Source organism: Carboxydothermus ferrireducens DSM 11255, assembly GCF_000427565.1.
GTDB lineage: Bacteria > Bacillota > Z-2901 > Carboxydothermales > Carboxydothermaceae > Carboxydothermus > Carboxydothermus hydrogenoformans.
The window spans coordinates 1-25,132 of sequence record NZ_ATYG01000014.1 but is presented as its reverse complement, the minus strand read 5'-3'; the positions used below and the strand labels follow the sequence as shown (position 1 = coordinate 25,132).

Annotated in this window: 22 protein-coding genes and 1 riboswitch; of the genes, 1 reads left to right on the top strand and 21 read right to left on the bottom strand. The window is 41.6% G+C overall.

Translation table 11 applies throughout. The annotated features are described in order from the left end of the window. Nucleotides 1–31 precede the first annotated feature (31 nt). From CARFE_RS15900 to fusA, 20 genes are all read right to left on the bottom strand, one after another. A complete protein-coding gene (locus CARFE_RS15900; protein ID WP_084138809.1) occupies nucleotides 32–2,518 on the bottom strand; it encodes a glycosyltransferase in 2,487 nt (828 codons plus the stop codon). 127 nt (nucleotides 2,519–2,645) lie between these two features. Next, on the bottom strand, nucleotides 2,646–3,599 hold the full coding sequence (rfbB, locus tag CARFE_RS14455; protein WP_034541750.1) for a dTDP-glucose 4,6-dehydratase: 954 nt from the start codon (nucleotides 3,597–3,599) through the stop codon (nucleotides 2,646–2,648). 46 nt (nucleotides 3,600–3,645) lie between these two features. Further along, nucleotides 3,646–4,497: a dTDP-4-dehydrorhamnose reductase gene (gene rfbD / locus CARFE_RS0105875; protein ID WP_034541748.1), complete on the bottom strand. Its 852-nt coding sequence runs from the start codon at nucleotides 4,495–4,497 to the stop codon at nucleotides 3,646–3,648. Nucleotides 4,498–4,534: 37 nt separating this feature from the next. Further along, on the bottom strand, nucleotides 4,535–5,011 hold the full coding sequence (locus CARFE_RS0105870) for a dTDP-4-dehydrorhamnose 3,5-epimerase family protein (RefSeq protein ID WP_028052077.1): 477 nt from the start codon (nucleotides 5,009–5,011) through the stop codon (nucleotides 4,535–4,537). After that, a complete protein-coding gene (locus CARFE_RS0105865) occupies nucleotides 5,011–6,075 on the bottom strand; it encodes a glucose-1-phosphate thymidylyltransferase (protein WP_028052076.1) in 1,065 nt (354 codons plus the stop codon). The genes CARFE_RS0105870 and CARFE_RS0105865 overlap by 1 nt, the downstream gene beginning before the upstream one ends. Before the next feature lie 12 nt (nucleotides 6,076–6,087). After that, a complete protein-coding gene (csrA, locus tag CARFE_RS0105860; protein ID WP_028052075.1) occupies nucleotides 6,088–6,306 on the bottom strand; it encodes a carbon storage regulator CsrA in 219 nt (72 codons plus the stop codon). After that, nucleotides 6,290–6,745, bottom strand: a complete 456-nt coding sequence (fliW, locus tag CARFE_RS14450) for a flagellar assembly protein FliW (RefSeq protein ID WP_034541746.1) — start codon at nucleotides 6,743–6,745, stop codon at nucleotides 6,290–6,292. The genes csrA and fliW overlap by 17 nt, the downstream gene beginning before the upstream one ends. 20 nt (nucleotides 6,746–6,765) lie before the next feature. Further along, the gene (locus CARFE_RS0105850; protein ID WP_028052074.1) at nucleotides 6,766–7,068 is read right to left on the bottom strand and encodes a DUF6470 family protein; all 303 of its coding nucleotides are present in this window, start codon (nucleotides 7,066–7,068) and stop codon (nucleotides 6,766–6,768) included. A 21-nt stretch (nucleotides 7,069–7,089) separates the two neighbouring features. Continuing rightward, on the bottom strand, nucleotides 7,090–7,953 hold the full coding sequence (gene flgL, locus CARFE_RS0105845) for a flagellar hook-associated protein FlgL (protein WP_028052073.1): 864 nt from the start codon (nucleotides 7,951–7,953) through the stop codon (nucleotides 7,090–7,092). Between the two features lie 14 nt (nucleotides 7,954–7,967). Next, nucleotides 7,968–9,389 (bottom strand): flagellar hook-associated protein FlgK, encoded by a 1,422-nt coding sequence (flgK, locus tag CARFE_RS0105840; protein WP_028052072.1) that lies wholly within the window; start codon nucleotides 9,387–9,389, stop codon nucleotides 7,968–7,970. A gap of 12 nt (nucleotides 9,390–9,401) precedes the next feature. Then, nucleotides 9,402–9,776, bottom strand: coding sequence for a flagellar export chaperone FlgN (gene flgN, locus CARFE_RS0105835; RefSeq protein ID WP_028052071.1), 375 nt, complete (start codon nucleotides 9,774–9,776; stop codon nucleotides 9,402–9,404). Next, nucleotides 9,777–10,046, bottom strand: a complete 270-nt coding sequence (flgM, locus tag CARFE_RS14445) for a flagellar biosynthesis anti-sigma factor FlgM (protein ID WP_051250189.1) — start codon at nucleotides 10,044–10,046, stop codon at nucleotides 9,777–9,779. It lies immediately after the preceding gene. Nucleotides 10,047–10,104: 58 nt separating this feature from the next. Continuing rightward, entirely contained in the window at nucleotides 10,105–11,127 is a 1,023-nt protein-coding gene (locus CARFE_RS0105825) for a protein-glutamate methylesterase/protein-glutamine glutaminase (protein ID WP_028052070.1), read from the bottom strand. Beyond that, nucleotides 11,114–13,213: a chemotaxis protein CheA gene (locus tag CARFE_RS0105820; protein WP_245570759.1), complete on the bottom strand. Its 2,100-nt coding sequence runs from the start codon at nucleotides 13,211–13,213 to the stop codon at nucleotides 11,114–11,116. The genes CARFE_RS0105825 and CARFE_RS0105820 overlap by 14 nt, the downstream gene beginning before the upstream one ends. A gap of 14 nt (nucleotides 13,214–13,227) precedes the next feature. Continuing rightward, nucleotides 13,228–13,698, bottom strand: a complete 471-nt coding sequence (locus CARFE_RS0105815; RefSeq protein WP_028052068.1) for a chemotaxis protein CheW — start codon at nucleotides 13,696–13,698, stop codon at nucleotides 13,228–13,230. A 26-nt stretch (nucleotides 13,699–13,724) separates the two neighbouring features. Next, a complete protein-coding gene (locus CARFE_RS0105810) occupies nucleotides 13,725–15,353 on the bottom strand; it encodes a methyl-accepting chemotaxis protein (RefSeq protein WP_028052067.1) in 1,629 nt (542 codons plus the stop codon). After that, on the bottom strand, nucleotides 15,307–16,107 hold the full coding sequence (locus CARFE_RS0105805) for an OmpA/MotB family protein (protein WP_028052066.1): 801 nt from the start codon (nucleotides 16,105–16,107) through the stop codon (nucleotides 15,307–15,309). The genes CARFE_RS0105810 and CARFE_RS0105805 overlap by 47 nt, the downstream gene beginning before the upstream one ends. Then, nucleotides 16,088–16,891, bottom strand: a complete 804-nt coding sequence (locus CARFE_RS0105800) for a flagellar motor protein (protein WP_028052065.1) — start codon at nucleotides 16,889–16,891, stop codon at nucleotides 16,088–16,090. Before CARFE_RS0105800 ends, CARFE_RS0105805 begins: the two co-directional genes overlap by 20 nt. Before the next feature lie 81 nt (nucleotides 16,892–16,972). Then, entirely contained in the window at nucleotides 16,973–18,091 is a 1,119-nt protein-coding gene (locus CARFE_RS14440) for an HD-GYP domain-containing protein (RefSeq protein ID WP_051250188.1), read from the bottom strand. A gap of 149 nt (nucleotides 18,092–18,240) precedes the next feature. Beyond that, a riboswitch (cyclic di-GMP riboswitch) is annotated at nucleotides 18,241–18,329 on the bottom strand. Between the two features lie 92 nt (nucleotides 18,330–18,421). Further along, nucleotides 18,422–20,440 carry an elongation factor G gene (gene fusA / locus CARFE_RS0105790; protein WP_028052064.1) on the bottom strand — a complete coding sequence of 673 codons (2,019 nt, stop codon included), beginning with the start codon at nucleotides 20,438–20,440 and terminating at the stop codon, nucleotides 18,422–18,424. Between the two features lie 160 nt (nucleotides 20,441–20,600). On the opposite strand from fusA, the gene spoVB reads away from it, so the two are divergent. Further along, nucleotides 20,601–22,100: a stage V sporulation protein B gene (spoVB, locus tag CARFE_RS0105780; protein ID WP_028052063.1), complete on the top strand. Its 1,500-nt coding sequence runs from the start codon at nucleotides 20,601–20,603 to the stop codon at nucleotides 22,098–22,100. Here the strand turns inward: spoVB and CARFE_RS0105775 are convergent. Further along, nucleotides 22,090–24,984, bottom strand: coding sequence for a DNA polymerase III subunit alpha (locus CARFE_RS0105775; protein ID WP_028052062.1), 2,895 nt, complete (start codon nucleotides 24,982–24,984; stop codon nucleotides 22,090–22,092). The two genes, spoVB and CARFE_RS0105775, sit on opposite strands and share 11 nt — an antisense overlap. Between the last annotated feature and the right edge of the window lie 148 nt (nucleotides 24,985–25,132).

Here is a 25,132-nt window from a genome sequence, read left to right as displayed (position 1 = left end):
GGAAATAAACGTAAATTTTTTATAGTAAATTTTAATTAATAACAATCTTGGCTTTATCAAAAACTTCTGCCCATTTTTTGGTTCTTTCATCGATAACAATACACGCCTTCGCCAATTTAATTAAACTTATTAGATCATAAAAATAACTTTTACTGTAATGCAGTAATATGTCTGGACAATTTTCAGGAGTAAAACCAGCTCTTGCAATGGATTTTATTAATTTTTCCTCCAATTCTTCATGATTTTGATTGTCATCTGCTAAAACCACTAAAATTTCATTTTCTTTTATTTTTTTTATTAATTCAGGTATTAATGTTTTATCTAAATTACCTCCATTTCTTCCTAATGCTAAGAATAAAACTTCTTTTTTCTCTGGTATACCAAAATCTTCTCTATCTTTCACTAACTTTATAAATAAAAAGTTTTCTATTAATTTTAAATCATTGGTTTTAACTATTTCATTAAACACTTCCCATTTTCTAATGTATTTTTCTTTATTTTTTTGCATTAATTCTTGGTAATCGATTTTTTCCGAAATAAAGGTTTTACTCCCATAATGATGAATAAACACATCATCAGCAATCTTAAGTTTAAATCCAGCAAGATAGGCTCTTCTACATAGATCATCATCTTCAAAATTTCCGATTTCGAATAAAGGATCAAATCCCCCAATTTTTTCAATTACTTCCTTTTTAGCGAGAAGACAAAATCCTACAAGGCGTTTTGTTTCTCTTGTTTCTCTATAGTTTACCGCTTCCCACTTGCTTGCAAATTCCAATAATTCCTTTAGGTTTTTATAGTTTGCATTAAGAACTAGTTGCTCTCCTGATACATAGTTTGTTCGCGGTCCTATTAAACCGGTTTTTTCATCCATATTAAGATCTAAAATTAATTTTTCTAGCCAGTTTGGTGTAACTATAGTGTCATTATTTAAAAAAACTACATATTCGCCGTTAGAATAAAGTAAACCTATATTATTACCAAAGCCATAACCAACATTTTCTGGAAGGAAAATAACTTTAACATCATCTCTTCTTTCTTGCAATTCTTTTAAATATTCAATTAGATCCCTTTCCGTTGAACCATTATCGACTATAATTAGTTCAAAAGGTAAACTTGTATAGTTCAATACAGATTCAATGCATTGTTTCGATATTTCATAGTTATTAAGTGTTAAGATAATTATTGAAGTTAATTTTGTGAACCGCAAATATTCTCTTGGTTTTACCTTATATATATACTGATAAGTATCAATATCAGCAGCAAAGCTTCTTACATCTAATGCAAATGCTCCTAGTAATTTTATTAAAATTTCTTTCTGATTTGCTTCAAGTGGCACAACAATTTTACTAATTTTAATAACTTCCAAATTAAGATTTTTCATCATATTATAAATAATATATTTCGTAAAAATACGTAAGTGAGTTTTATCCATTATTCCAGCTTCCTCATATGATAAATCGCCAAATAAAATTTTCATAATTATAGACCAATGACGAAAATTTGGAACACCAATAATAAATTCCCCATTGTGAGCCAATTTACTTTTTAATTTCTTAATAATAACTTCTGGCACATTTAAATGTTCGATAACATCAGCAAGAATAATTGTATCGAAAAAACGGTCAGGTAGCTCATTTATCTTTTCATAAATGTCTCCCACTAATACCTTATCAAGGTACTGCTCTGCTTCTTTTGCAATATCTCGATTAATTTCAACACCATAAACAATAGTTCCAGGCCTTTCATTTTTTAGTTTCCTTCCAAGCAAGCCAGCTGCACAACCTACATCTAAAATCTTTTTAGCATATGGTTCAACAAGTGAAACAATTTCAGGACGTTCGTTGTGATAATAATCAATTCCTAAAGAATATTCATCTAAAAATACTTTTCTATATTTTTCATAATCATTTTTTATCTCTATAATACCACAATCATGGACGCACCATGGCTTAGTTTGTTTTGGAATAACTATTTTATAGCCCCTTTTTGCAAATTCCATACACTGCGATATATCATAAAAATGCCAACCTGTAAATAGATCTTCCCTCCAGGGAATATCATATTGAGTTATCATTATTAATCCATCGACTGCCTTTACTTCTTCAAAATCACCTTCTACCTCATTAAAAGCCAATAGCTCCATCTTACCTGTATGACTTTCATAAACCTTTCCGTATTTTTCTGATGAATGCCACCATATTCCATTTGATGGTATAGTTTTTGAGCCTATTACTCCTATCATGCCTATCGCTTCATCTTTATTAAATACCTTTATTATCTCATGGATAAAATTTTTGTTTATAATAAATGTATCTTGATGTAAATACACTTTATATTTTGCATCACTACTTAGCATCCCTTCATTATATCCTGATGCCATACTTTTTGCACCCTTTATAGCTTTTATCTCAACTTCATAACCTTCGGGAATATGTAAGTTAGATATGTACTTTAAACATTTATCGTATAGTTCCTCATTATTGACACATGTTATAAAACAGACTTTCCTATTCATTTAATTACGCTCCTTATTTAATTGATTCCTCATACTTGTGAAGCTTACTAACTCTTTTTTGTTACATTTAAGTCAAATAAAAAATTTTAATAGTTTGCATATGCTCATTTTATTAGAAATAGCTACTTTAAAATGCATTGAGAAGCAAAAAATAGAAATATTTTTTATACCAATCTACTAAAAATTTTATTCCCTTTTCAAAATTAACCTTATGTTCCCAACCATATAAATTTTTGATTTTATCACTAGACAACGAATACCTAAAATCATGTCCTGGCCTATCTTGAACAAAAGTAATTAATGACTCGGGTTTTCCAAGAATCCGTAAAATTTCTCTTACCACTTCAATATTTCTTTTCTCTTCCCCGCTTCCTATATTATAGGCTTCCCCAGGTTTGCCTTTCTGAAGTAAGAGATAAACCGCTTCTACACAGTCGTCAACATAAAGCCATTCCCGCACATTTAATCCTTGCCCATACACGGGGATTGGTTCATTATTTAGAGCTTTTTTGATAACTACAGGAATCAGTTTTTCCGGATACTGCCATGGCCCATAATTGTTACACGGCCTTGCTACTACTACCGGAAGACCATATGTTCGGTGATAGGCCCGGGCTAACATGTCGGCTGCTGCTTTGGATACAGAATAGGGCGAGTTTGGCCTTAAAGGCGATTCTTCGGTAAACTGGCCTTCTTCTCCCAGTTCCCCGTATACTTCGTCGGTAGAGATATGAACAAATTTTTCAATTCCGTATTTTCTACAGGCATCAAGCATTACCTGAGTGCCTTTTACGTTGGTTTCTATAAAAGGTGTTGGGTCCTGGATGCTGCGGTCTACATGGGATTCAGCTGCAAAGTGGACTACCGCTTCTGGTTTCTCTTTGGCAAAGATTTCTTCTATGGCAGTTTTATCTGCTACATCTGCCTTATAGAATTTTATCCGGTCTCTTACTTCTTCTATCCTTCTTAAATCTCCGGCATAGGTAAGCTTGTCTACTATTATTAACTCGTGGTCATAAGCATACTTTCTCACAAAGGCACTGCCAATAAAGCCTGCTCCTCCGGTAACAAGGATCTTCATTTTTGACTCCTTTCAAGTTTGTTTAGTTTTTTATCTTTTATCTTTTTTATATCTTTTTTAGTTCTTTTAAATATTTTTCCGTAGATTCCTGCCAGGTTTCGGGAAGATAACCCAACAGGTTTTTTAATGGAAAGTTACTTAGTTTTGAGTATCTGGGTCTCTTGGCTTTGGTGGGAAAATCCTGACTTGCTGCCGGTATTAGTTCTCCCTGCCAGTTAAGGTAATCTAAAATGAATTTGGCCCAGTCGTACCTTGAGGCTTGGCCTTCCCCTGATAAATGATATAAACCATACTGTTCGGTTTTAATTAGGTCTAAGGTTATTTTCACGATTTCTTCAGTATAGGTGGGACTACTTATCTGGTCTGTTACTATTCTCAATTTTTCATTTTTGCTGGCCCAGCTTAGAAGCTTATAGATAAAATTTTGTTCGCCATCACCAAAGACCCAGCTGACCCGGATTACATAGGTTTTAGGATTATGTGTCAGGATTTCTTTTTCTCCCAAAAGTTTGGTTTTCCCGTAGTGGTTAATTGGCTTTGGCTGATCGGATATAAGGTATGGCTCTTCTTTTTCGCCATTAAAAACATAATCGGTGCTGTAATGGATCACAGTAGTTTGGTATTGGGCAGCTAAATTACCTATGTATCTTAATGCTATTCCATTTACCAAAAGAGCTTTTTCTTTTTCTTCTTCGGCTTTATCTACTTCGTTATAGGCTGCACAGTTTATTAAGTACTGAGGACGAAAGTTTAAAAAGAGCTCTTTTAGCCGGTGTAAATCAGTGATATCTAATTCTTTCCTGGTAAGAGGTAAGCATTCTATCCCTATGGATTGTAGCTTCTTGGTAAAGGCTTTTCCTAATTGTCCTCCAGCTCCAGTTATCACTACTTTTTTCATGTTCTTCTTTCCTTTAATTGATTTCTTCTGTTTATTTTTAATCAATTATGAATGGAGAGTTCTCTTTATTTTCCCAGCGTACTTCGTCTACCGGTTCTTTTCTTCCCCTGCCGGCATAGAGCTTATTGGGAGCATTGAAAACTAAACCGGGTTTGGTACTTATGTTTTTATACGCATGAACTACTCCCGGCGGTATGATGATTACTGCCGGGTTATCTTCACCAGCATAAATTATCTGACGGTTGCCAAATGTTGAACTGTCTTTTCGGTTGTCCCAGAGATAGATTTTAAAGTTGCCGGGGCCTATAAAAGCAAAGTAGTCGGTTTGTTCTTTGTGTTCGTGGGGACCACGAACTATGCCCGGTAAAGTCTGAGAAATATAGCTCATAACTGGCATTATTGTTTCTTCTATTTCATCCTGCCGAAAGAGTTCGCAAAGCCAACCGCGTTCATCTATGTGTTTTTTTAGAGGTCTTATTATTACCCCTTCAATTTCTCCTTTTTTAAATTCCACTATAACCGTACCTCCGCATCATCACCAATCATTAGTTTTACGGCTTTGTTTACGGAACCATCTTTTACCACTTTTGTTTTTCTTCCTATTAAGCTTTCATCAAGCCTTTCTACACCGATAATTTTCGAGTGGTCAAGAATTACCGAAAATTCTATGGCTGAATTTTCTACCAAACAGTTGTTGCCAATACTGGTATAGGAACCGATAAAGGAATTTTTAACTTTTGTATTTTTCCCAATTACTGCTGGGCCGCGGATAATGGAGTTTTCTATTTCTGCTCCTTCTTCAATTACTACTCTTCCGTTTATTTTTGTTTTCTCATCAATTTTTCCTCTTATATCCCTTTGTATTAAGTCATCTAATACTACCCGGTTTGCTTCCAGTAAATCGTCTTTTTTCCCGGTATCAAGCCACCAGCCGTTTATTTTATGAGCTTTAACCATGCCTCCCTGGTTTATTAATTCCTGGATTGCATCGGTAATTTCCAGCTCCCCTCTCCAGGAAGGCTTAATTCTGTCTATCGCAGAAAATATTTTTGATGAGAAAATATAAATACCAACCAAAGCTAAGTTTGATGGTGGCTCTTTTGGCTTTTCAATTAGTCTTTGAACTTTAAAATTTTCATCCACTACTGCTACTCCAAAGCGGGTTGGATCCTGTACTTCTTTTAATAATATCGTCGCATCATAGCGGTTTTCCTTGTATTCTTCTACAAACTCTTTAATTCCGGAGTTTATCAAGTTGTCTCCTAAGTACATGATAAAATCATCATCTTCAAGATAATCTTTGGCTACTTTTACCGCATGGGCAAGACCTAAAGGTTTTTCCTGAAGAATAAAAGTAAATTTTGCAGGAAAACCAGCATTTGTAATGCTTTTCTTGATCTCTTCCCCGGTTTCCGGGGCAATAATTACTCCAATATCAGTTATACCGGCATTAATTATGTCATCAATTACAAAGTGTAATATAGGCTTATTGGCTACAGGTACTAATTGCTTTGCTATACTATAGGTTAACGGGCGAAGGCGCGTGCCTTGACCGCCGGAGAGAATTAGGGCTTTCATAAAAATTCCCCTCTACATGTCAAAATTAATTTTTTCAATACTTTCCCCCACAGCTTCTTTATTCTCCCTCTCAATCTCCCGCCAGATTTCTTCCCGGTAAATGGAATAATGTTGCGGAGCAGTGATTCCAAGCTTTACCTGCCCCCGTTCGCTGTCAACCGCCAGCACGGTAATTTCTATTTCACCGTTAATAATAATTTTTTGGTTCACCTTTCTATTTAGTACCAGCATCGGCTTTCTCCTTTACCTTGCTTAAAGATATTGGATAACGAACAGGGTAGTTAGCCTCTAAAATTACCTGGCGGGCTATCTTTTCATGTAAATTAAAAACAACCGGTGCTTTTAAATTTATAATCATTTCTTGAGCTTCAGGCGGTATGCGCACGATATTTAAACTTAAGACTGGGGTTTCTTCAAATAATTTTAGAAGGCCTTGCTGTTCGCTACTCAACTCAACATGATAGTCAGCAAGTAGCTGTGACGGCTCAATTAAAATAAAGTAAATTTCCGGTTCCTCCACGGCTATTAAAAAGAAAAAAGGACTATTCTCCCGGTGCCGTATAAGTAAAAACTTCTTTAGATGACTAAAACCAGGAAGTCCTTCGGGAAAAGAAAATATTTGCGATTCATCGGCTTCAATTTCCCCAAAAGCCGGAGAAAAAAAACGCAAAATAAACACCACCTTAAAATTTAGAGATAAACATCAAGAAAAACAGAACTACTTTTTATAAATTTAATTTCCGGTCTTACCGAAGGAAGCATACGTACCGTAAGCTCGACATCTTGAAGTGGTGGAACAACGATATTTTCAATAGTATTTCCTTTTTCAAAAGCTGCTAATAAGTTCCCCTCTTCAACCCTTCTCGCGATTCCCTCAAGGGCCGCATCCATGCCTTTCTTAGCTTGAGCTCGCGAAAACTCTACCGGGGTTAAATACCCAATATCGGCCCGACAGCGAGTCGTATCGATTAATACCCGTACAACATTATTCATAATATCTCAACCCGCACTAAATTACCGTAAAAAATCTACTAATGTTGGTGGTAAAATCCTTGCCCCCACGGCTAATGCCGACCGATAAACGTTCTCCTGATTTTTTAAAGCAATAATGGTAGCGGCAATATCCGCATCTTCGGTTTTGGATAAAAGCTCTTTTTCCGTTTCCAGCTGGGCTAAAAGGCGGTTTTGCATTAATTCTAACCGGTTAGTCCGCGCCCCCACCTCGGCGCGAACGGCCAGTACACTGTTTAAATTATTGTCCAGGGAATCTAAATCCGAAGACAAAGCGGAAATGTCACCGTTAGTTAAATGATCGATTATTTGGTCCAAAGTGTTTATAACATCGGGAAAAAGTGGTGAACCCAGGGTATTAACCTGGACTTTAATGTTGCTCCCAATTTCAAAGTAAATTCCATCACTATTTCCCCGCCAATTACTGCCATCCCAGGGCTGGTTATCCACTTCTGTCCCACCAAAAATATACTTGCCGGCAAACTGGGTATTGGCTACAACGCCTACCTGCTCTTTAATTTGTTTAATCTCTTCAGCAATGGAATTCAACGACTCCTGGGGTAAACTGCTATTAGCTCCATACACGGTTAATTCTTTGACCCGCTGTAAAAGGTTGGTAAGTTCATTTAAAGCCGCATCGGTAGTATTAAGCCAATTTAAACCATCCTCGAGATTTCTCTGATACTGCTCTCCCTGAGTAATATCACTGCGGTACTTCATCGCCCGCAGTAGCTTCACCGGGTCATCGGACGGTTTGGTTAAAGCTTTACCGTTGGACAGCATTTGCTGGCTTTTTTCCATATCGGCCAGGGTGCGGTGCAAGTTATATAACATGTTATCCTTAAGTATTCCCGGGGTTATTCGCACCTACATTCCCTCCTTTACCGGCCCACTATGCCCATGCGGTTTATAACAATGTCCATCATTTCATCGATAGCGGTGACGATGCGGGCAGCAGCGCTGTAAGCATTTTGGTACAAAATCATATTGGCCATTTCTTCGTCTATAGAGACTCCGCCCGACTCCATCCGCTTGTTGTTTAAGTTTTTCGTTAAAAGCTGTTCGTTCTGGTACATGCGCTCGGCTTCCTGGGCATCAACCCCCAGGCGGGAGATGATGGTACGGTAAAAGTCATTAAAAGTTGCCGTTGGGGTAGTCGAACCGGGAAGTGTCATCGTAAGCTTGTCCTTTAACTGGGCGATAGCTAAAGCAATTTCGCCATCACCGGGACTGGGAGTTTTGGCAGCAGCAATGTTGTTTAAATTGGCACTTACTTCAGGAGCTAAAGCAATGGTTTGGGCATCGGTTCCGTCAAAAAAGTTGTATCCCGGATTGGTCATGGGTGAACCCAAAACATAACCCTGCGTATGAAGATTATTGGTTTCTATAATCAACGTCTGGGCCAGTGAATCGAGGTAATCTTTCATCGTTTGTACATCGACATCCCGGGCCGCAAGGTTGGCAGCCAGCTCCCCTTTTTGGGATGTTATGGTTACCGGCGTATCATCACTCCAAAAAACTTCAAAAAAGCCACTGGCGTTTTTCTCTATCTTAAACGAATCCACCGTTAAACCATCAACTAATTTTTTCCCACCGATGTCAATGGAAATAGTCCCATCCTGATTATCAATTAATGTGAAGTCAATAAGCTTGGCCAGCTTGTTTAAAAGTTCATCCCGCTGGTCCATCAGGTCGTTGGCGTTAAATTTGACAATATTTGTTTTAAAAATCTGGTCATTTATATCCCGAATCTGCCGGGCAATGGAATTTATTTCTTCAACATTAGCCTGAACCGCAAAATCAATATCATTTTGCAAGCTGTCTAACTGTCCCCGCAGGTGGTTAAAAGTTTCGACCAGAGCCTTGGCCGTTTGCTGCACCACCGCCCGGGTTGCGAGGTTTTCCGGGTTTTTAGAAAGCTCCTGCCAGGCATTCCAGAAGCGGTCCATTAGCTGATTTAAACCGGTATCGGAAGGTTCGTTGATTATTAGCTGAATTTTATCTAAAACATCAAACCGGGTTTCCCAGTAGCCTAAATTCATTAATTCCTTGCGGTACTCAATGTCCATAAAAGTATCCCGAACCCGTTCAATTGATGCCACCACTACCCCGGTACCTACCTGGCCCGGCTGCATCGGGGCAAAAAGGGAAGGCACTGGAAAGGGGGTATTGGGAGCAAAATTTACCCGCTGCCGGGTATAACCGGGCGTATTGGCATTGGCGATGTTGTGGGAAGTAATATCTAAAGCTAACTGCTGGGCCCGAAGGGAACTTAAAGCTGTTTCCAAACTTAAATTAAACATTTAAAATCCTCCTTAAACCTGCCGGTCCAGGATTGATGTATTGCCCTCCGGCAGTAAATTTTTCTGCAAAAACTGGTTAAAAGCAAGTTCCTGCCGTAAAAGAAGCGTCAGGGTTTCATTTTTTTCCTGCACTTTGCGGGCGTAATCTTTGAGCTGGGTAATTATTTCATCATCTTCTTTGCTTAAATCCTGACCGTACGTTGCCGCATACCGTTCTTTTTCTACTTCCGCCACTTCCGCCGCTATTCCCGCCATTTTTTGTAAGTTTCTGCTAAAATCTTCAATCTTTTGGTCGATTATGTTTTGAATTTGCTCTTCAATGATAACTAAAAGTTCGGCTAAAAGCCGAACTTCTTTCCGAAAAAGCTCCTTAATACCTTCCTCCATTTAAAATTCGCCCCATTCTTTTAACTTTGCAGCCAATTTTTCTACGTCAATTTGGTACTCTCCGGATAAAATCTTTTCTTTTATTTTACTTACCAATTCCTCCCGCACTTCGGGAATTTCCGCAAGTTTTTTCCTGAGTTTAAGGATTTCCTGCCCGCTTTCGGTTAAAACAACCTCATCGGTTTTGCTTTTATCGTTCCGTGCCGCCGAAGGAACCGCTTTAGCGTAAAGCTCCACTACATTCTTAAAATCTACTCCGTTTATCCTCATACTATCCCCTCATATCATTTTGGTGCTATCTAATACTTCGGAAAAAAATTTAATTTCTTTAGATATTAGCCGCAATTTCTTCAGCAATTGCCGATAGGGGCAAAACCCTGGAAACACCCCCTATATCTACTGCCGCTTTGGGCATACCGTAAACTACCGAAGTTTCTTCGTCCTGGGCAATGGTATAGCCTCCCCGTTCTTTGATAGCTTTCATCCCGAGCGCCCCATCCTTTCCCATGCCCGTTAGCAAAACTCCTATGGTTTTGCTGCCCGCAACTTCCGCTGCCGAAAGCATCGCCTCATCCACCGACGGGTAGAAATGAGCCGGCAAGTATTCCACCGGCTCAATTATTTTAGCTATTAAACTACTTCCGTACTTTGCAATTTTAAAGGTATAACCAGCAGGGGCCACATAGACCGTTCCCGGGAGCAACTGCTCGTCTTTTTCCGCTTCCTTTACCTTTAGCCGGGAAACTCTGGCCAGCTGGTCCGCCAGCGGCTTACTAAAACCGCGGGTAATATGCTGGATAATTACAATGGGCACCGGAAAGGTTTGCGGAAGTTTGGGAATGATTTCCCGTAAGGCCGGCGGTCCACCGGTAGAAGCACCTATCACCACCAATTGCCGGCCATTTTTACCAAGGATAACATTTTTGGGGTTAAGCGTCCCTCCGGTAAAAGGTTTCGGACGTTTTTTAGCTGATACAGCTATTTTTATCTTTTCTTTTAACTCAGAAATAACCTTATTCCAATCCCCATCTTTTGGTACAAAATCTACAGCACCATTTTCCAGGGCTTCAATAGTTGCCTTAGCTCCATGGGTTGTTAAAGAAGAAAGCATGATTACCGGTACCGGATAAACTTTGTTTAACTCTTTTAAGGTACTAAGACCATCCAGTACCGGCATTTCTAAATCCAGCGTAACTACATCGGGCTTAACTAATGGGATTTTCTTTAAAGCTTCCTGACCATTTTCCGCTTCCCCAACTATCTGGATTTCGGGCCATAAAGCCAGACTTGTCTTCAGCCGGAGACGGATTAAGGCCGAATCATCCACAATAAAAAGTTTATACCGCGACATTTAATTCACCTATTTCATTCTCCTGCAAAATCCCGCGGGCATCAATGATAAGACCGATCCGGCCATCGCCAAGGATTGTAGCTCCCGATAGACCCTTGACCTGACCGAGGTATTCACCCAGGGATTTAATCACAATTTCCTGTTCACCCAAAAGGTTATCGACAATCACGCCCAGTCGGTGATTACCGGTACCTAAGATTACCACAAAATACCATTGTTTTTGCTCCTGATCTTCGGGCAGATTAAAGAGCTTGGACAGGGAAATCAGCGGAAGCACTTTGCCCCGTAATAACATCACATCATAATCCGAAACCTTGCGGAGCTCTTCTTGACCGGCAATTAAGGTTTCCTGCACAAAATTTAAGGGAAATGCATAGATTTGCCCTTGATGCTCTACTAAAAGAGCCCGGATAATCGCCAATGTCAGGGGCAGGCGAATGGTAAACGTTGTCCCTTTCCCTACCTGGCTTTCCACCTGGACTTCACCGTTTATCTGCTCGATCTGGGATTTCACTATATCCATACCAACGCCCCGGCCGGAAATATCGTTGACCTTCTGGGCTGTCGAAAGCCCCGAGCGGAAGATTAGTTTAATGGCCTCTTTATCCGAAAGCATTTCCGCTTCCCGCTCGGATATCAGGCCTTTTTCCACCGCCTTTTTCCGAACCGCCTCGGGGTCAATCCCCCGCCCGTCATCTTCCACAGTAATCACTATATTATTTTCCAGGTAAGCTGCAGCCAGACGCAGCCGTCCTGCTCTGGGCTTTCCCAGCTTTTCCCGTTCTTCGGGAGGCTCTATCCCATGGTCCAAAGCATTTCTAATTAAATGAATTAACGGGTCCCCGATTACTTCGATGACGTTTCGGTCCAGCTCCGTTTCCTTACCTTCTACAATAAACTCAACTTCTTTATTAAGCTTCTGGGCTAAATCCCGCACCATGCGAGGAAAGCGGTTAAAAACCTGAGCAATGGGCAACATGCGGGCTTTCATAATTACATCCTGCAAATCGGTAGTAATTTGTCCGACATGGGACGATATTTCCGCTAAGGTCTCTACTAATTCATTATTTTCCCGGCTGAGAGTATAAAGTTTATCAATGACACTTAAAAGGCGAGTCCGGTCAATGACCAGTTCTCCCACCAGGTTCATTAATGTGTCCAGCTTCTGGACGTCCACCCGAACGGTTTGCGTTACCTTTTTCTCCTCCGCTGGAGCTACAGCGGAAGTTTTAGTTTTTACCTCTGCCGCCGGCTTTTCCACCGTTGCTGTTTTTTCCGAAACTATATCTTTTACGTCAGTTTTTTCTACCTTTTGCTCCTCGTTTCTTGCTTCTATGTTATCTTCTAACTGTTTTGCGATAATTTCCACCCGTTCTACTTCGGGGATAGTTAATAAGATGTTTTGCAGCCGGTCTTCGTCTTCGTTTGTTGCCAAATAAACGATAAAATCGTTGAAATCTTCTGTTTTTACTAAAATTTCCTCGGCAGGAACGGTTTTGATCACAGTTCCGAGTTCCTTTAATTGCTGCAATACGATAAATGCCCTGACCGATTTCATTACCGCAGCAGGATCAAGATAAACCTTGATTTCAGATAGCTGATACCCTTTTAACTCAAATTCCCTAATTTTTTCTATTTCTTCCCCAGAAAATTCCGCCGTCTCCCCTTCAGGAGCTTGAGTTTCGGAAGATTTAGCTCCCGTACCCGCCACCGCTTCCTTAAGTTTGGCTATAATCTCGGTGGTGTCATACTTTTCAGCATTTTCGGTCACGATTTCATCCCTCAAAATTTTTAATGCATCTAAAGCCTCAAAAAGAACGTTTATGAGGGAAGAAGTGGGCTTTAATTCGTTATTCCGCATCTTATCAAAGATATTTTCAATTTCATGGGTAAGGGAAGACATCTTGGTAAAGCCCATTACCGCCGAGGAGCCTTTAATGGTATGGGCAGCCCGGAAAATCTCCTGTAAAACTTTGGGATCATCTTCCCCCGACTGTTCTAACAAAAGTAAATTATCGGTTAATACCTGAATTTTTTCTTCCAATTCATCCAAAAAAACTGCCATTTCCGCATCGGAAAACACCACAGCTCACCTCAAATTTACATATTTGCTAAAGCTTCTTTTTCTTCACCTTTTAAAACCCGGTTTAAGTCCAGTAAGATAATCATCCGCTCGTCTTTAATGGCAATCCCCTGAATAAAAGACGAATCGATATCGTTAATCATGGAAGGGGTTGATTCGATTTCCACATCGTTTAAACGAAATACTTCCATCACCGAGTCCACAATCATCCCCACCGTTATTCCATCAACATCCACTACAATAATCCTGGTAGCTTTATCTCTTTCCACTTCCGGCATCCCCAGGCGTTTCCTTAAATCAATAACCGGGATAATTTTTCCCCTTAGGTTAATTACTCCTTCGACAAAGTAAGGGGTATTGGGAATTTTGGTGATATCGGTCATGCGAATGATTTCGTAGACCTGAGCAATGTCAACGCCGTACTGCTGCTGGTTTAAGGTAAAAATGACAATTTGCGCCTCACTTTTATTCGTTAAATTTTCAGCCATCCTTAAAACTCCTCCTCATTATTTCTTTATTTGGTATTAAAATAAGCTACCTGGGCCTTAATCTTATTGGAAGCCTCAACCAGGGTATGAGATGTTGCCGCCAATTCTTCGGTGGTGGCCGCCGTTTCCTGGATAACTGCAGAAATAGAGTTAATCATTTCCATGGTGCGATTAGCGCGCTCAGCAACTTCATAGCCATGTTTAGCAATTTCTTCAATCATTGCCACTACCGAATTAACCGCATTTAAAATCTGGTTGAAAGCATCTTTATTTTTGACCACCATTTCATTGCCATCGTTTATAGCCGCAAAGGTCTCCTGACTGCTCTTTTGAATTTCAAAAACCAGTTGTTCGATTTCTTTGGTGGATTTTGCCGAACGTTCCGCAAGCTTTCTAACATTTTCCGCCACTACCGCAAATCCCCGACCATGTTCACCGGCACGAGCCGCTTCAATTGCCGCATTAAGGGCTAAAAGGCTTGTTTGTTCGGCAATATCCTCAATAACCGCTAAAAACTCGGTAATCCTGGAGATATTGCTTCCCAGACGCCTGATCTCCCGGTTAATTTTTTCCATACTGGCGCTTAACTGGTCTACGGTTTTGGCACCGGTTTGCGCCTGGGCCATGGTTTCTTCCGAAACCCTGGCCGCATTGGCCGCTTGATTGGCAGCTTCCTGGATTCCCTGCACGATCTCATCAACTGCCGTAGTTGCTCCCTGAACTTGAGCCGCTTGCTCCGTTGCTCCCCGGGAGACCTGCTCCGCCACCGAAGCCACCTGATCGGAAATCCCGTACAAGTTTTCTAACTCCGAAGTTATTGTGGAAATTAGACTATTTAACTTTAAGACCATGTTATTTAAGTCTTTCGATAAATCCCCTAATTCATCATTTTGTTTAATTTCAACCGTACAATTAAGACAACCTTCTTCAACCTTATGCACGATTTCTCTTAATTTTTGTATAGAAACAATAAGGGGATTTGTAATAAAATAACCAATAGCCATCGCTAAAATTGCCGCCAAAACGGTACTGCCGCCCACGGCTCCGGCTGCAATTTTAAAGATTTTTAAAAGCTTTTCCCGGGCTTTGTTATCTTCTTTTTTAGCAGTATCTTCAAGTTTGTTTAAATGGTGCATTATATTCCGCGCATTGGTTTGGAGCATATTCATGGCGTTCTGAGTTTGCTCGAAATTGGTATTAGTAATATTTTTTTCTAATAAATTTTGGGATTTATTTAAAATAGCTGCAATTTCATCATATTGTTGCGTTTCTTCGCTGCTATGAGCCAATTTTTTGGCTGTGGTCAAAAGCCTGGAAATTTCCTGATAGTTTTTCTTTACCTCCGCCAGCCGTTTTGGATTCGGAAAAAGAAGGTAATCGGTGGCTGAGTTAAAAAATTGAAAAAGGGACGTTTTTAATTCCCCCAACCGCTGGAGTTCCCCTAAAAGTTCTTTATTTTGCTTTTCATGGCTCTGGTTTACCAGGTACGTAGAAAAGACCGCACCGGTTCCTCCTATCACCATCATCGAAGCCAGAATAAAAGTAAGGATAAACAGCTTGGCCCTGATACCTAAGCGCAGTTTAAATCCCCCCATTAATTCTCCCCCTTTAATTTTGTCCGGGTACTTTCCCGCTTTTTGGCTCCACCGGTTCATACTTGCTCCTCAAAATAACAATATCCACCCGCCGGTTCTTCTGCCGGTTTTGCTCTGAAGTATTGGGAACTTTAGGGCGATATTCTCCGTATCCTACCGCCGATAAACGATAGGGCGGAAAATGAAGCCCATCAATTAATTCATGGACAACCGAAGTTGCCCGGGCCGTGGAAAGTTCCCAGTTGGACGGAAATCTACTGTTGTTTATAGGCAGATTATCGGTGTGTCCTTCGATGCGAATATAGTTGGGAAGCGGTAAAAGAATTTCCCCGATTTGCCGCACAATAGCCCTTGCCTGAGGAGACAGCTCTGCCGAACCTAATTTAAATAAAATGGCATCTTTAAAGGAAATAACCACTCCCCTTTCTTCCAAGGTAGCCGTCACACTGGCATTCAAACCTTTCGCTTTTATGTACGACTCGACTTTAGCCTTGATCATCGCTAAATTAGCCGTTTCCTTCAAATCCTTTTCATCAACCGCCGGTAATTGCTCCTGGCTGGCTTTTCCCAGGTTGCCCTGTACAGTTGCATTGCTCCCGGTAACCACATCCGGTCCGGCATTGGTAAGCACAATTCCGCCCCCGCCTAGGGCTTTACTCAAAGAATCAGCAAGGGCACGAAACTTTTGCGCGTCAATATTAGAAAGGGCATATAATACAATAAAAAACACCATCAAAAGGGTAATCATATCCGCATAGGTAATGAGCCAGCGTTCGTGGTTTGGTTTTTTTTCCTCATGCTGACGCCGCTTCATTTAATTCACCCTTACCTTCTCTTAAGCTTTGCTCCCGGAGCTTGGGCTTTAAGAATGACCGGAGTTTTTCTTCAATTAGCATCGGGTTATGTCCTTCCTGCAGCGACACCAATCCTTCTAACATCATTTCCCGCACTAACAGTTCTTTTTTGCTTAAATTTTTTAGTTTTGCCGAAAAAGGCAGCCATAAGATATTCGCCGAAGATACTCCGTAAAGGGTAGCGGTAAAAGCCATCGCAATTGCCGGACCAAGCTTATCCGGGGTGGAAAGTTGCCCTAAAACGTGAACCAGTCCCATAACCGTACCGATAATCCCCATCGTCGGGGCATAACCACCGGCCGCTTCAAAAAATTCGGCCCCCACCCGGTGTCTTTCTGCAATAGCGTAAATTTCATTTTCCAAAATCGAGCGGAAAAGTTCCGGGTCGGTACCATCGACAATTAACTGTAAACCCCGGCGTAAAAAGTCATCCTTGATGTTGGGCAGGTCATTTTCCAGAGCCAGTAACCCTTCCCGCCGGGCTTTTTGGGCAAGCGAAACTATTTGTTTTACCACTTCCAGTTCGTTTAACGGCTTTTGAAAAAGCATGATTTTAAAGTACTTGGGAATTGCCAGTACCTCTTCCGTCGAAAAAGCAATGATACTGGCACCGATTGTTCCGCCAAAAATTATTAAAGCCGCCGAAGGTGCTACCAGGGCAGAAATAGTACCGCCTTCCATTAAAAACCCGGTTACCAGGGAAGTAAAAGCTAAAACTACCCCTAAAACCACCATTATTTCCATCTTTTCTCGCCCCTTAAATCTTTTTTTAAGCGTCTTTTAACCTAATTATACCAAATTTTTTAAAATATTTGTTTGTTTTTGTTACCCTTGCGTTAAAATTTGCGCAATACTTTCGTTAGCAACTTCGGGATACAAAACAATTTTCGTAACCATCAATTTATATTCTTCTGCCAGGGAAAGATAGTACGGTTCTACCGGCCGCCCATTATCGGCAATTACCCGAATTACCGGTCGATCAGGAAACCCCACAGGTGTTCCGGTAACTATGCCTTCAAGGCCATTATTTAATAAAACCTTTGCTCCCACCGGATAAACGGCAATAGACGAAGCAAAGCTTTTAACCGTATTCAGGTCAAATTCGCCGCCTCCAAGGGCTAAAACAAATTCGTAAACCTCTTTGGGATCTATGGGATCGCGATAAACTCTTTTGGAAGTCATGGCATCATAAACATCGGCCACCATGATTATCTTGGCAAATTTATGAATTTTATCGCCACTTAACCCCTGCAGATAGCCGCTACCATCCAGCCGCTCATGGTGCTGGATTACACCCTGAACCACACTGCTGCCAAAGTTAAGGTAACGGGAAACAATTTCGCCCCCTTTTTCCGGATGAAGCCGAATTATCTCCATTTCTTTCGGGGACAATTTTCCCGGTTTATTTAAGATGGTCCAGGGTACTTGGGTTTTGCCGATATCGTGTAAAAGACCGCTGATACCCAAATTGATAATTTCATCGTGTTTAAAGCCGGCTTTTAAAGCAGTGGCCATAGAAAGCAAGGCTACATTTACCGAATGAAAGTAAGTATAATCGTCAATATTCCGGATATCATAAAGGTCTAAAAGAAAACCCTTTTTATCCAAAAGCTCGGCTAACATTTCCGCTGCGATTTCTTTAAGTTGCTCCCGGTAATTGGCGACTTTAATCGCAAAATACCTTTCCTGCAAAATATCCTGATAAAGATTGTTTACCACATTTAAAGCCCGGCGCCGAACCATTTCAGAAATTACAAAGGCTTCGGTAAAATCATCCTTGCCATCGTAAATGTAAAGCCAGCTATATTTCAACTTTTTGAGCCGATTAATCATGACGGAGGTTAATACAGTCCCGGCATTAATTAAAATCCGTCCCTGCCCGTCCATTACCGGGTAACCAACTTTCAGACCGGGGATTAGATACTCGACGGGAATGCGACGCATATTTACACCTCTACCGCCATTATTTTTTTATTTTACAACACAGTTCCTGCTTTCAAAAGATATTTCGAACTTTTCCTCATCGAACTTTGGAAAATACTAAAACCCTCCTGCCGTAAGGTCGGCGGAGGGTTTTCGCTTAAAATTCCACCTTCGGCAGCTGGCTGGCATAGCAGGAGAAGCTGCTTTAGCCCCTGTAGCTTTGCGTCCCCAGTTTTCACCGGGTTTGCCTTTTTCGGAAAATGTTATTTAATTGCGCTTTACACCATTCTTGCCATACAGAATTAAATCATTAAACAGGAAAAATCGTCAAGAAAAATTTGCAGAATCGTTTTATTCTTCTTCTTTCTTGTTTAAGTTTGCTTTCTTAATAATTTCTTCCTGGAGTTTGGGCGGTACTTCCTGGTAGTGGCTGAAAGTCATGGTATAAAAGCCCCGGGCCTGGGTCATCGCTTTAAGGTCAATATTATATTTTAACATCTCGGCGTACGGTACATAGGCTTTAACCCTGGCCCAGCGGCCCTGGGTTTCCATGCCCAAAACATGGCCGCGTTTACCGTTAAAATCGCTGATTACATCCCCCATAAATTGCTCCGGTACCGTCACTTCAACAAGCATTACCGGTTCCAAAAGTACCGGATTGGCTTCCCTTACCCCTTTCTTGAAAGCCTGACTGGCCGCAATCTTAAAAGCCAGTTCGGAAGAGTCCACCGGGTGATACGAACCATCGTACAGTACCACCCGCACATTCATTACTTTATAACCGGCCAGTACTCCTTCATTTAAAGCTTCCCTTATTCCTTTTTCCACTGCCGGGAAATACTGTTTGGGAACGGCACCGCCAAAAATCTCTTCACCAAACTCAAACTCTTTATCCGGCAGGGGTTCTAATCTAAGCCACACATGGCCGTACTGACCCCGGCCACCGGTTTGCTTTTTATATTTACCTTCCACCTGGACCGTTTTCCGGATGGTCTCCCGGTAAGGCACCCGTAATTCTTCGGTTACCACTTCAACACCATACTTCCGTTTAATTGCTTCGAGAACAATTTCCAAATGGAGTTCCCCCATGCCGGAAAGGAGGTTCTGGCGGGTTTCCAGGTTTTTTTCAAGGCGGAGTGTTGGGTCTTCCTCCAAGGCGCGATGGAGGGCAGTGGAAAGGCGGTCTTCATCGTTTTTACTTTTGGGGAGAATGGCAATGGTCATGTTAGGAGTGGGATAATCTACCGGTTCAATTTCCACCGGTTTATCTTTTAAACTCAAAACATCGCCGGTACCGGTTTCGGAAAGCTTTATTAAGCAAGCAATATCTCCGGCATTAACCTCCTGGGTTTGAACTTGCTCTTTGCCCCGCATATAAAGGATATGGCCGATTTTTTCCGGTTTATCCTTATTAAAGTTATAGAGAATAGTTTCCGGTTTTAAAGAGCCCCCCAAAACTTTAACAAAGTTAATCCTGCCTACATACGGGTCAGCTAATGTTTTAAACACATAAGCCACCGGGTGATCGTAACTTTTTTGGGGAGGCGGCAGCAGTTCACAGGAAGCATCCAACAAATCTTTAATGCCGATATTTTTTGTGGCAGAGCCCACAAAAAGAGGGTAAAGTTTGCCGGCCCGTACCCCTTTTTTGAGCCCCAGGGCAACCTGCTCAGGGGTCAGTTCCGCTCCATCCAAATACATCATTAAGAGCTCATCATCATTTTCCGCCGCAGCTTCCGTTAATTGCAGCCAGGCTTCCATCACCCTCTCTTCATACTCGGCCGGTATTCCACTTTCGGTTAAGTTGTTGCCGTCAAAAATGTATGCTTTATTTCTTAAGATATCGATATATCCTTTAAAGTTTTCCCCTTCGCCAATCGGTAAATGAAGGGGTACTACTTTAGCCGAAAGAATCTCCCGGATCTGATTTAACGTTTTTTCAAAATTGGCATTTTCCCGTTCTATTTTGTTAATAAACACAAAACGCGGCAAACCAGCATTGTCTGCAAGATTCCAGACCACTTCCGTCTGAATCTCCACGCCGGACGCCGCGCAAACCACAAATATTGCCCCTTCTACAACTTTTAAAACACTTTTTACCTCACCGATAAAATCCGCATACCCCGGAGTATCGATAAAGTTTAACTTATGGTTGTTCCACTCGCAGGGCACAAGGGAAGCGTGAATGGTCACCTTCCTTTTAATTTCCTCGGGGTGGTAGTCGGAAACAGTATTTCCGTCCTCCACCCGGCCCATTCTCTTCAATACTCCGGTGTTGTAAAGTAAAGCTTCGGTAAGACTGGTTTTGCCCGCCCCGCTGTGGGCAAAGATACCGATGTTTCTTAAAAACTCTGTAGGGTAGCTTTTCATTTAAAAGCCCTCCTAAGGATTTTTTATTAGTAATATATTATTTCAGCATAATTTCGGGTTTTCCTTTTATTTTTTTGAAATTTTTTTAATTCTACGGGAATTTCCGGAAGCATAAACTTTTTTAACAACGGCTAAATTCATCGGGTAAAGGGGTAACGGTATGTCTCTTTTGTACGGAACTCTTTTAATGAGTTTCGTAAGCTTTTTAAATCGTATCTTGGGTTTTGTTTACCAGGTCTTAATCGTAAGACTCCTCGGGGCCGAAGGTATCGGCTACTATAATATGGCCTATCCGGTTTTCGTTTTTCTGCTCGTACTCTCAACCCTTGGTATACCCCTGGCCCTCTCCCAAACCATTGCCCAGGAAGGTTTTAAAAACCGGGCTCATAGTAAAAACCTTCTTTTCTTCTCCATAATTTTCCTTTTGTTGTTTAGCCTTACCGTTTTAGGGCTGTTTTTTTCCTTGCTTCCCCTAATTCGGCATCTTCTATTTCCTTCGGAATATAGTTTTTACGCTTTTTTATGGTTGATACCCTCAATTCCGGTAATTGCCGTCTCCTCAGCTTTAAGAGGATATTTTATCGGCCTTTTACGCTGGAATATTCCGGCCCTGGCGCAAAATATCGAACAAATCGTTAGAATTTTGGTCTCCCTAAGTTTAACCTCAGCCTTTATTAACATAAGCTTAAAAGATGCTCTCCGCGGTCCTTCCCTGGGAGTCCTTGCCGGAGAAACCGTTGGCCTTCTGGTAGGAGTAGCATTTTTGGATAAAAAATCATGGTTTTCCCCGAAAATTCCCCTAAATTACCTTCGCAAAATCTTTTCCCTGGCAATTCCCGTGACCCTTACCCGGGTGATGGCCACCCTCCTTTCGGCTTTAGACGCTCTTTTAATCCCAAAGGCATTGGTCCTATCCGGCCTATCCTTTCGGGAAGCCACCGCCACATACGGTTTATTTTCGGGAGTGGCCATGACCCTTCTTTTAACGCCGGCAGTTATTACCAATACCCTTTCTACCACTTTAGTGCCCGGTATTGCTGAGGCCTTCGGTCAGGAAAACTTTTCCTTAATAAGAAGCCGGAGTTTTTATGCTTTTAAGCTTTCCCTCATCGCCGGTCTTCCCGTTACGGCTATTTTGCTGTTATACGCCGCTCCCCTTACGGCTTTACTCTTTAAATATCCCGAAGCCGGTCAATTGGTGGTAATTTTAGCTTTAAGCGGACCTTTTTTGTACTGGTACCAAACGGTTACCGGCATCTTTCAGGGTCTGTCCCAACCCCAAACCCCTTTTTACATTTTGTTAGGAGCAAGCGGAGTTAAAATCCTGTGCCTTCTGCTTCTAACCCCCAGGATAGGGATTACCGGCACGTGTCTTTCTTTTGCCCTTTACCATTTTCTCCTTTTCATCTTAAGTTTGTGTGCCTTAAAACTTAAGCTTCGCACTTTAACTTACGACCAAACCCTTTTAAAAGTGATTTTTGCTTTTCTCGGCTCCCTTGGCCTGGGTTATGGCTTTTCGAAAATTTTCAGTCCCGCCATCCCCTTTAACCTTGTTTCAGGGATATTGTTTGTTGGTACTTCTTACATCTTACTCCTGCTGGTTCTGGGCGGGATTACCTCTTATGAATTAAGCCGTTTATACCGGCTTTTTAAGCGATAGGAACAATTTTTCGAGCAAAGAGGCGCCCGTCTTTTTCCTGCGCCCAAATTTGGACAAACTTTTTGGTTAAACTCCAGAACGATTTACCGTACAGGGATGCTGGAACTAACACTTCGTAAAATTCCTGCTGGTTTTCCAGAGTAAGGGTTAAAAACGGTTCTCCTTTGCGCGTATAGCGGCGGCGACCAAAAGTTACCTCTCCGGTGATGATTAATCCCTCCCGTGTTTTTTCGACTTTTGCCTCCAAATCCAACCAGAATTTAACACCGATAACTTTCTGAGCTTTTTTAAGATAATCGCCGGCCTCTTTTTCCTTTTTCAGGGAAAAGTTTGGTTCCGCAAAAAGACCGGGGATTGGTTTAAAAAGTTTATAAACCTCCAAACAATAAAGAAGACTTTCCCGGCTTACCCCAAAACCGTCAAAAGCTCCGGCTAAAATGAGGTTTCTTATTGTTTCGACCGAAAGCTTGTGCCCCGCCCGCTGCCAGAAATCCCAAAAAGACGTGTAGGGCCTTGTTCTCCCTTCTAAAATTATCGAAGCCGCTTTGGGGCCAACCCCTTCGATATCTTTAAAACCTATTCTAATCCCGTCTTTAACTTCGGTAAAACCGTACTGGCTTTCGTTAATATCCGGAAGCAGGATTTTAATCCCTCTTCGTCCAGCTTCCCTCAGGTAAAAGGACGGTGGATAAAATCCCCCCTCGGAATTTAAAAGTAAGGTGAAATAAGTTTTGGGCCAATGGGTAATAAGGAAGGTGGAGTAATAAGCCAGATAAGCGTATGATACGCCGTGGGCTTTATTAAATCCGTAACCGGCAAAGTTTTGTAACAGGCTAAAAATTTTTTCCGCGTCAGCAGCCGAATAACCGTTTTTTACCGCTCCCATCATAAACTCTTCTTTAAGTTCCGCCATAATCTTTCGGTCGTGTTTGGACATCGCTCGCCTGAGGTCATCACTTTTGGCAAGATCAAAGCCGGCAACTAACGCCGCTATTTTAAGCACCTGTTCCTGGTAAAGAACTAAACCGTGACTTTCCTCTAAAACCGGTTTTAAAGCGGGATGAGGGTATACCGGAGGGGCTTTTTGGTGTTTGGCTAACAGATAGTTGTCCACCTGTCCGCTCTCTAACGGTCCCGGGCGAAAAAGGGCCAGCACCTGGGCTAACTCTTCAATATTCCGGGGAGCAACTTTACCAAGATAATACCGCATACCATCGCTTTCCAGCTGAAAGCAACCGATGGTCTGGGCCTTTTTAATCCTTTTCCAGGTTTCCCCGTCGTTTAGGGGAATAGAAGCGTTCCTTCGACTCCGGTGGACAACGGTTAACAGCCTTAAACCCAAAAGGTCCACTTTTAAAAATCCTAACCGTTCCACATCATCCTTATCAAACTGGGTAATTTTCTCACCGCGAAAAGAGGAGGCCAGGGGAATTTGCTCTAAATCTTCCCGGCGAGCCACTACCAACCCGGAAGCATGAACCGAAAAGTGCCGGGGATGTCCTTCAAAAAACCGGGCTAAAGTTAATAGCTTACGCATTACCGGATCTTCCAAAGCCTTACGTACCTCCGGCAAAGCCTTGAGAGCTTTTTCAATGCTGCTCCCGCCAAAAGCCGGGAGAAGAGGGGTTATTTTGTTAAGTAAAGGTTCGGGATAGCCCAAAGCCTTTGCCACTTCCCGCACCGCACCCCGGGCGGCAAAGGTTATTACCGTACCGATATGGGCTACTCCGTCATCGCCGTATTTTTGGAAAAGATAGCGGATAACTTTCTCCCGGTCCAGATGGCCAAAATCTAAATCCACATCGGGTAAAACTTTCCGCCCGGGGTTCAAAAACCGTTCAAACAAAAGACCGTGTTTTAGAGGATCAACCTCGGTAACGCCTAAAAGATAAAGCACAAGACTTCCTGCGGCCGAGCCCCGTCCGGGACCTAAAGCTAAATCCTGGGATTTAGCAAACCGTACCAAATCATGCACGATTAAAAAATAGCCTGCAAGCCCCAAGCGTTTTATGATCTCAAGTTCATAGTTAAGCCTCTCTTTTACTTCCCGGGAGACCCGGCCATAGCGCGCATAGGCCCCTTCAAGGCAAAGCTTTCTTAAATACTCATCCTTTTCTTCCGGACAGGTAAACTCCGGAAGTTTCAAGTCATCCCCGGGAAAAAAGTCTCCAACTTTTTCGGCAATTTCCAGGGTGGTCTTTAAACTATGGGCAACAGGCGCAAAAATCTTCGCCATCTCGTTTGGCGAAAGATAGTAAGCATAAGGGGAAGTTCTTTGAGGAATCTGGTCTAAAGTTACATTGTTTTTCATAGCGCAAAGCAGCCGGTAGAAGAAATAATGGTTTTTTTCTAAAAAGCGGGGATTGCTGCTTCCGGCAAGTTTTAACCGGTATTTTTTTTCGATGGCTAAAAGGGCTCTGATGTTTTCGGGATTAGTTAAAAGATCGTCTACCTTTGCCAGGAGGTAAAAATCATCGCCAAACGCCTCTTTAAAATTAAGAACATTTTTTAACCCCGCCGCTAAAAACTCTGCCCCGCCAAGGATGATAAGGCCCCGGGCTTCCAAAATTTCGGCAAGGGACAGTACTTCCTTGCCAAAATACTTTTGGGTAGCTGCCCGCACCAAAAATTTATACCCTTCATTATCCCGGGCGTAAAGCCAGAGGGTTCCTGCCTCACTTTTAACTTCAAGCCCTAAAAGAAGCTTTAAATTAAAATTTTTCGCGGCAAAAAACGCTTTGGCAGCGCCAAAAAGATTGGTATCGGCAATGCCCACTGCTTTTAAGCCCAGGCGAGCGGTTTTCTCCATTAAACCGTCAAGCTTAATACTGCTTTCCAAAAAGCTATATCCGGTTTTAATGTTTAATGGCACATACTCTATCATAAAACTTCCCTCTTTCGAATGTATGTTCGATTTTATTATACAAAAAAAATAACACCGTTACCACCATTTTGCGAAAATATTTACCGTCTCCGTCAGCAATAATAAAAATAAAAAGAAGGGGTGAAACACAGATGGCAAAATTTACTCC

Coding starts and splice junctions, on each gene's coding strand:
- CARFE_RS0105815 (WP_028052068.1), bottom strand. CDS start 13,698: ATGGCTGAAAATTTAACGAATAAAAGTGAGGCGCAAATTGTCATTTTT.
- CARFE_RS0105810 (WP_028052067.1), bottom strand. CDS start 15,353: ATGAACCGGTGGAGCCAAAAAGCGGGAAAGTACCCGGACAAAATTAAA.
- CARFE_RS0105865 (WP_028052076.1), bottom strand. CDS start 6,075: ATGAAAGCCCTAATTCTCTCCGGCGGTCAAGGCACGCGCCTTCGCCCG.
- CARFE_RS0105775 (WP_028052062.1), bottom strand. CDS start 24,984: ATGATAGAGTATGTGCCATTAAACATTAAAACCGGATATAGCTTTTTG.
- spoVB (WP_028052063.1), top strand. CDS start 20,601: ATGTCTCTTTTGTACGGAACTCTTTTAATGAGTTTCGTAAGCTTTTTA.
- flgK (WP_028052072.1), bottom strand. CDS start 9,389: ATGTTTAATTTAAGTTTGGAAACAGCTTTAAGTTCCCTTCGGGCCCAG.
- flgN (WP_028052071.1), bottom strand. CDS start 9,776: ATGGAGGAAGGTATTAAGGAGCTTTTTCGGAAAGAAGTTCGGCTTTTA.
- csrA (WP_028052075.1), bottom strand. CDS start 6,306: ATGCTGGTACTAAATAGAAAGGTGAACCAAAAAATTATTATTAACGGT.
- CARFE_RS0105850 (WP_028052074.1), bottom strand. CDS start 7,068: ATGAATAATGTTGTACGGGTATTAATCGATACGACTCGCTGTCGGGCC.
- CARFE_RS14440 (WP_051250188.1), bottom strand. CDS start 18,091: ATGCGTCGCATTCCCGTCGAGTATCTAATCCCCGGTCTGAAAGTTGGT.
- CARFE_RS15900 (WP_084138809.1), bottom strand. CDS start 2,518: ATGAATAGGAAAGTCTGTTTTATAACATGTGTCAATAATGAGGAACTA.
- rfbB (WP_034541750.1), bottom strand. CDS start 3,599: ATGAAGATCCTTGTTACCGGAGGAGCAGGCTTTATTGGCAGTGCCTTT.
- flgM (WP_051250189.1), bottom strand. CDS start 10,046: ATGAGGATAAACGGAGTAGATTTTAAGAATGTAGTGGAGCTTTACGCT.
- CARFE_RS0105825 (WP_028052070.1), bottom strand. CDS start 11,127: ATGTCGCGGTATAAACTTTTTATTGTGGATGATTCGGCCTTAATCCGT.
- CARFE_RS0105800 (WP_028052065.1), bottom strand. CDS start 16,891: ATGGAAATAATGGTGGTTTTAGGGGTAGTTTTAGCTTTTACTTCCCTG.
- rfbD (WP_034541748.1), bottom strand. CDS start 4,497: ATGAAAAAAGTAGTGATAACTGGAGCTGGAGGACAATTAGGAAAAGCC.
- CARFE_RS0105805 (WP_028052066.1), bottom strand. CDS start 16,107: ATGAAGCGGCGTCAGCATGAGGAAAAAAAACCAAACCACGAACGCTGG.
- fusA (WP_028052064.1), bottom strand. CDS start 20,440: ATGAAAAGCTACCCTACAGAGTTTTTAAGAAACATCGGTATCTTTGCC.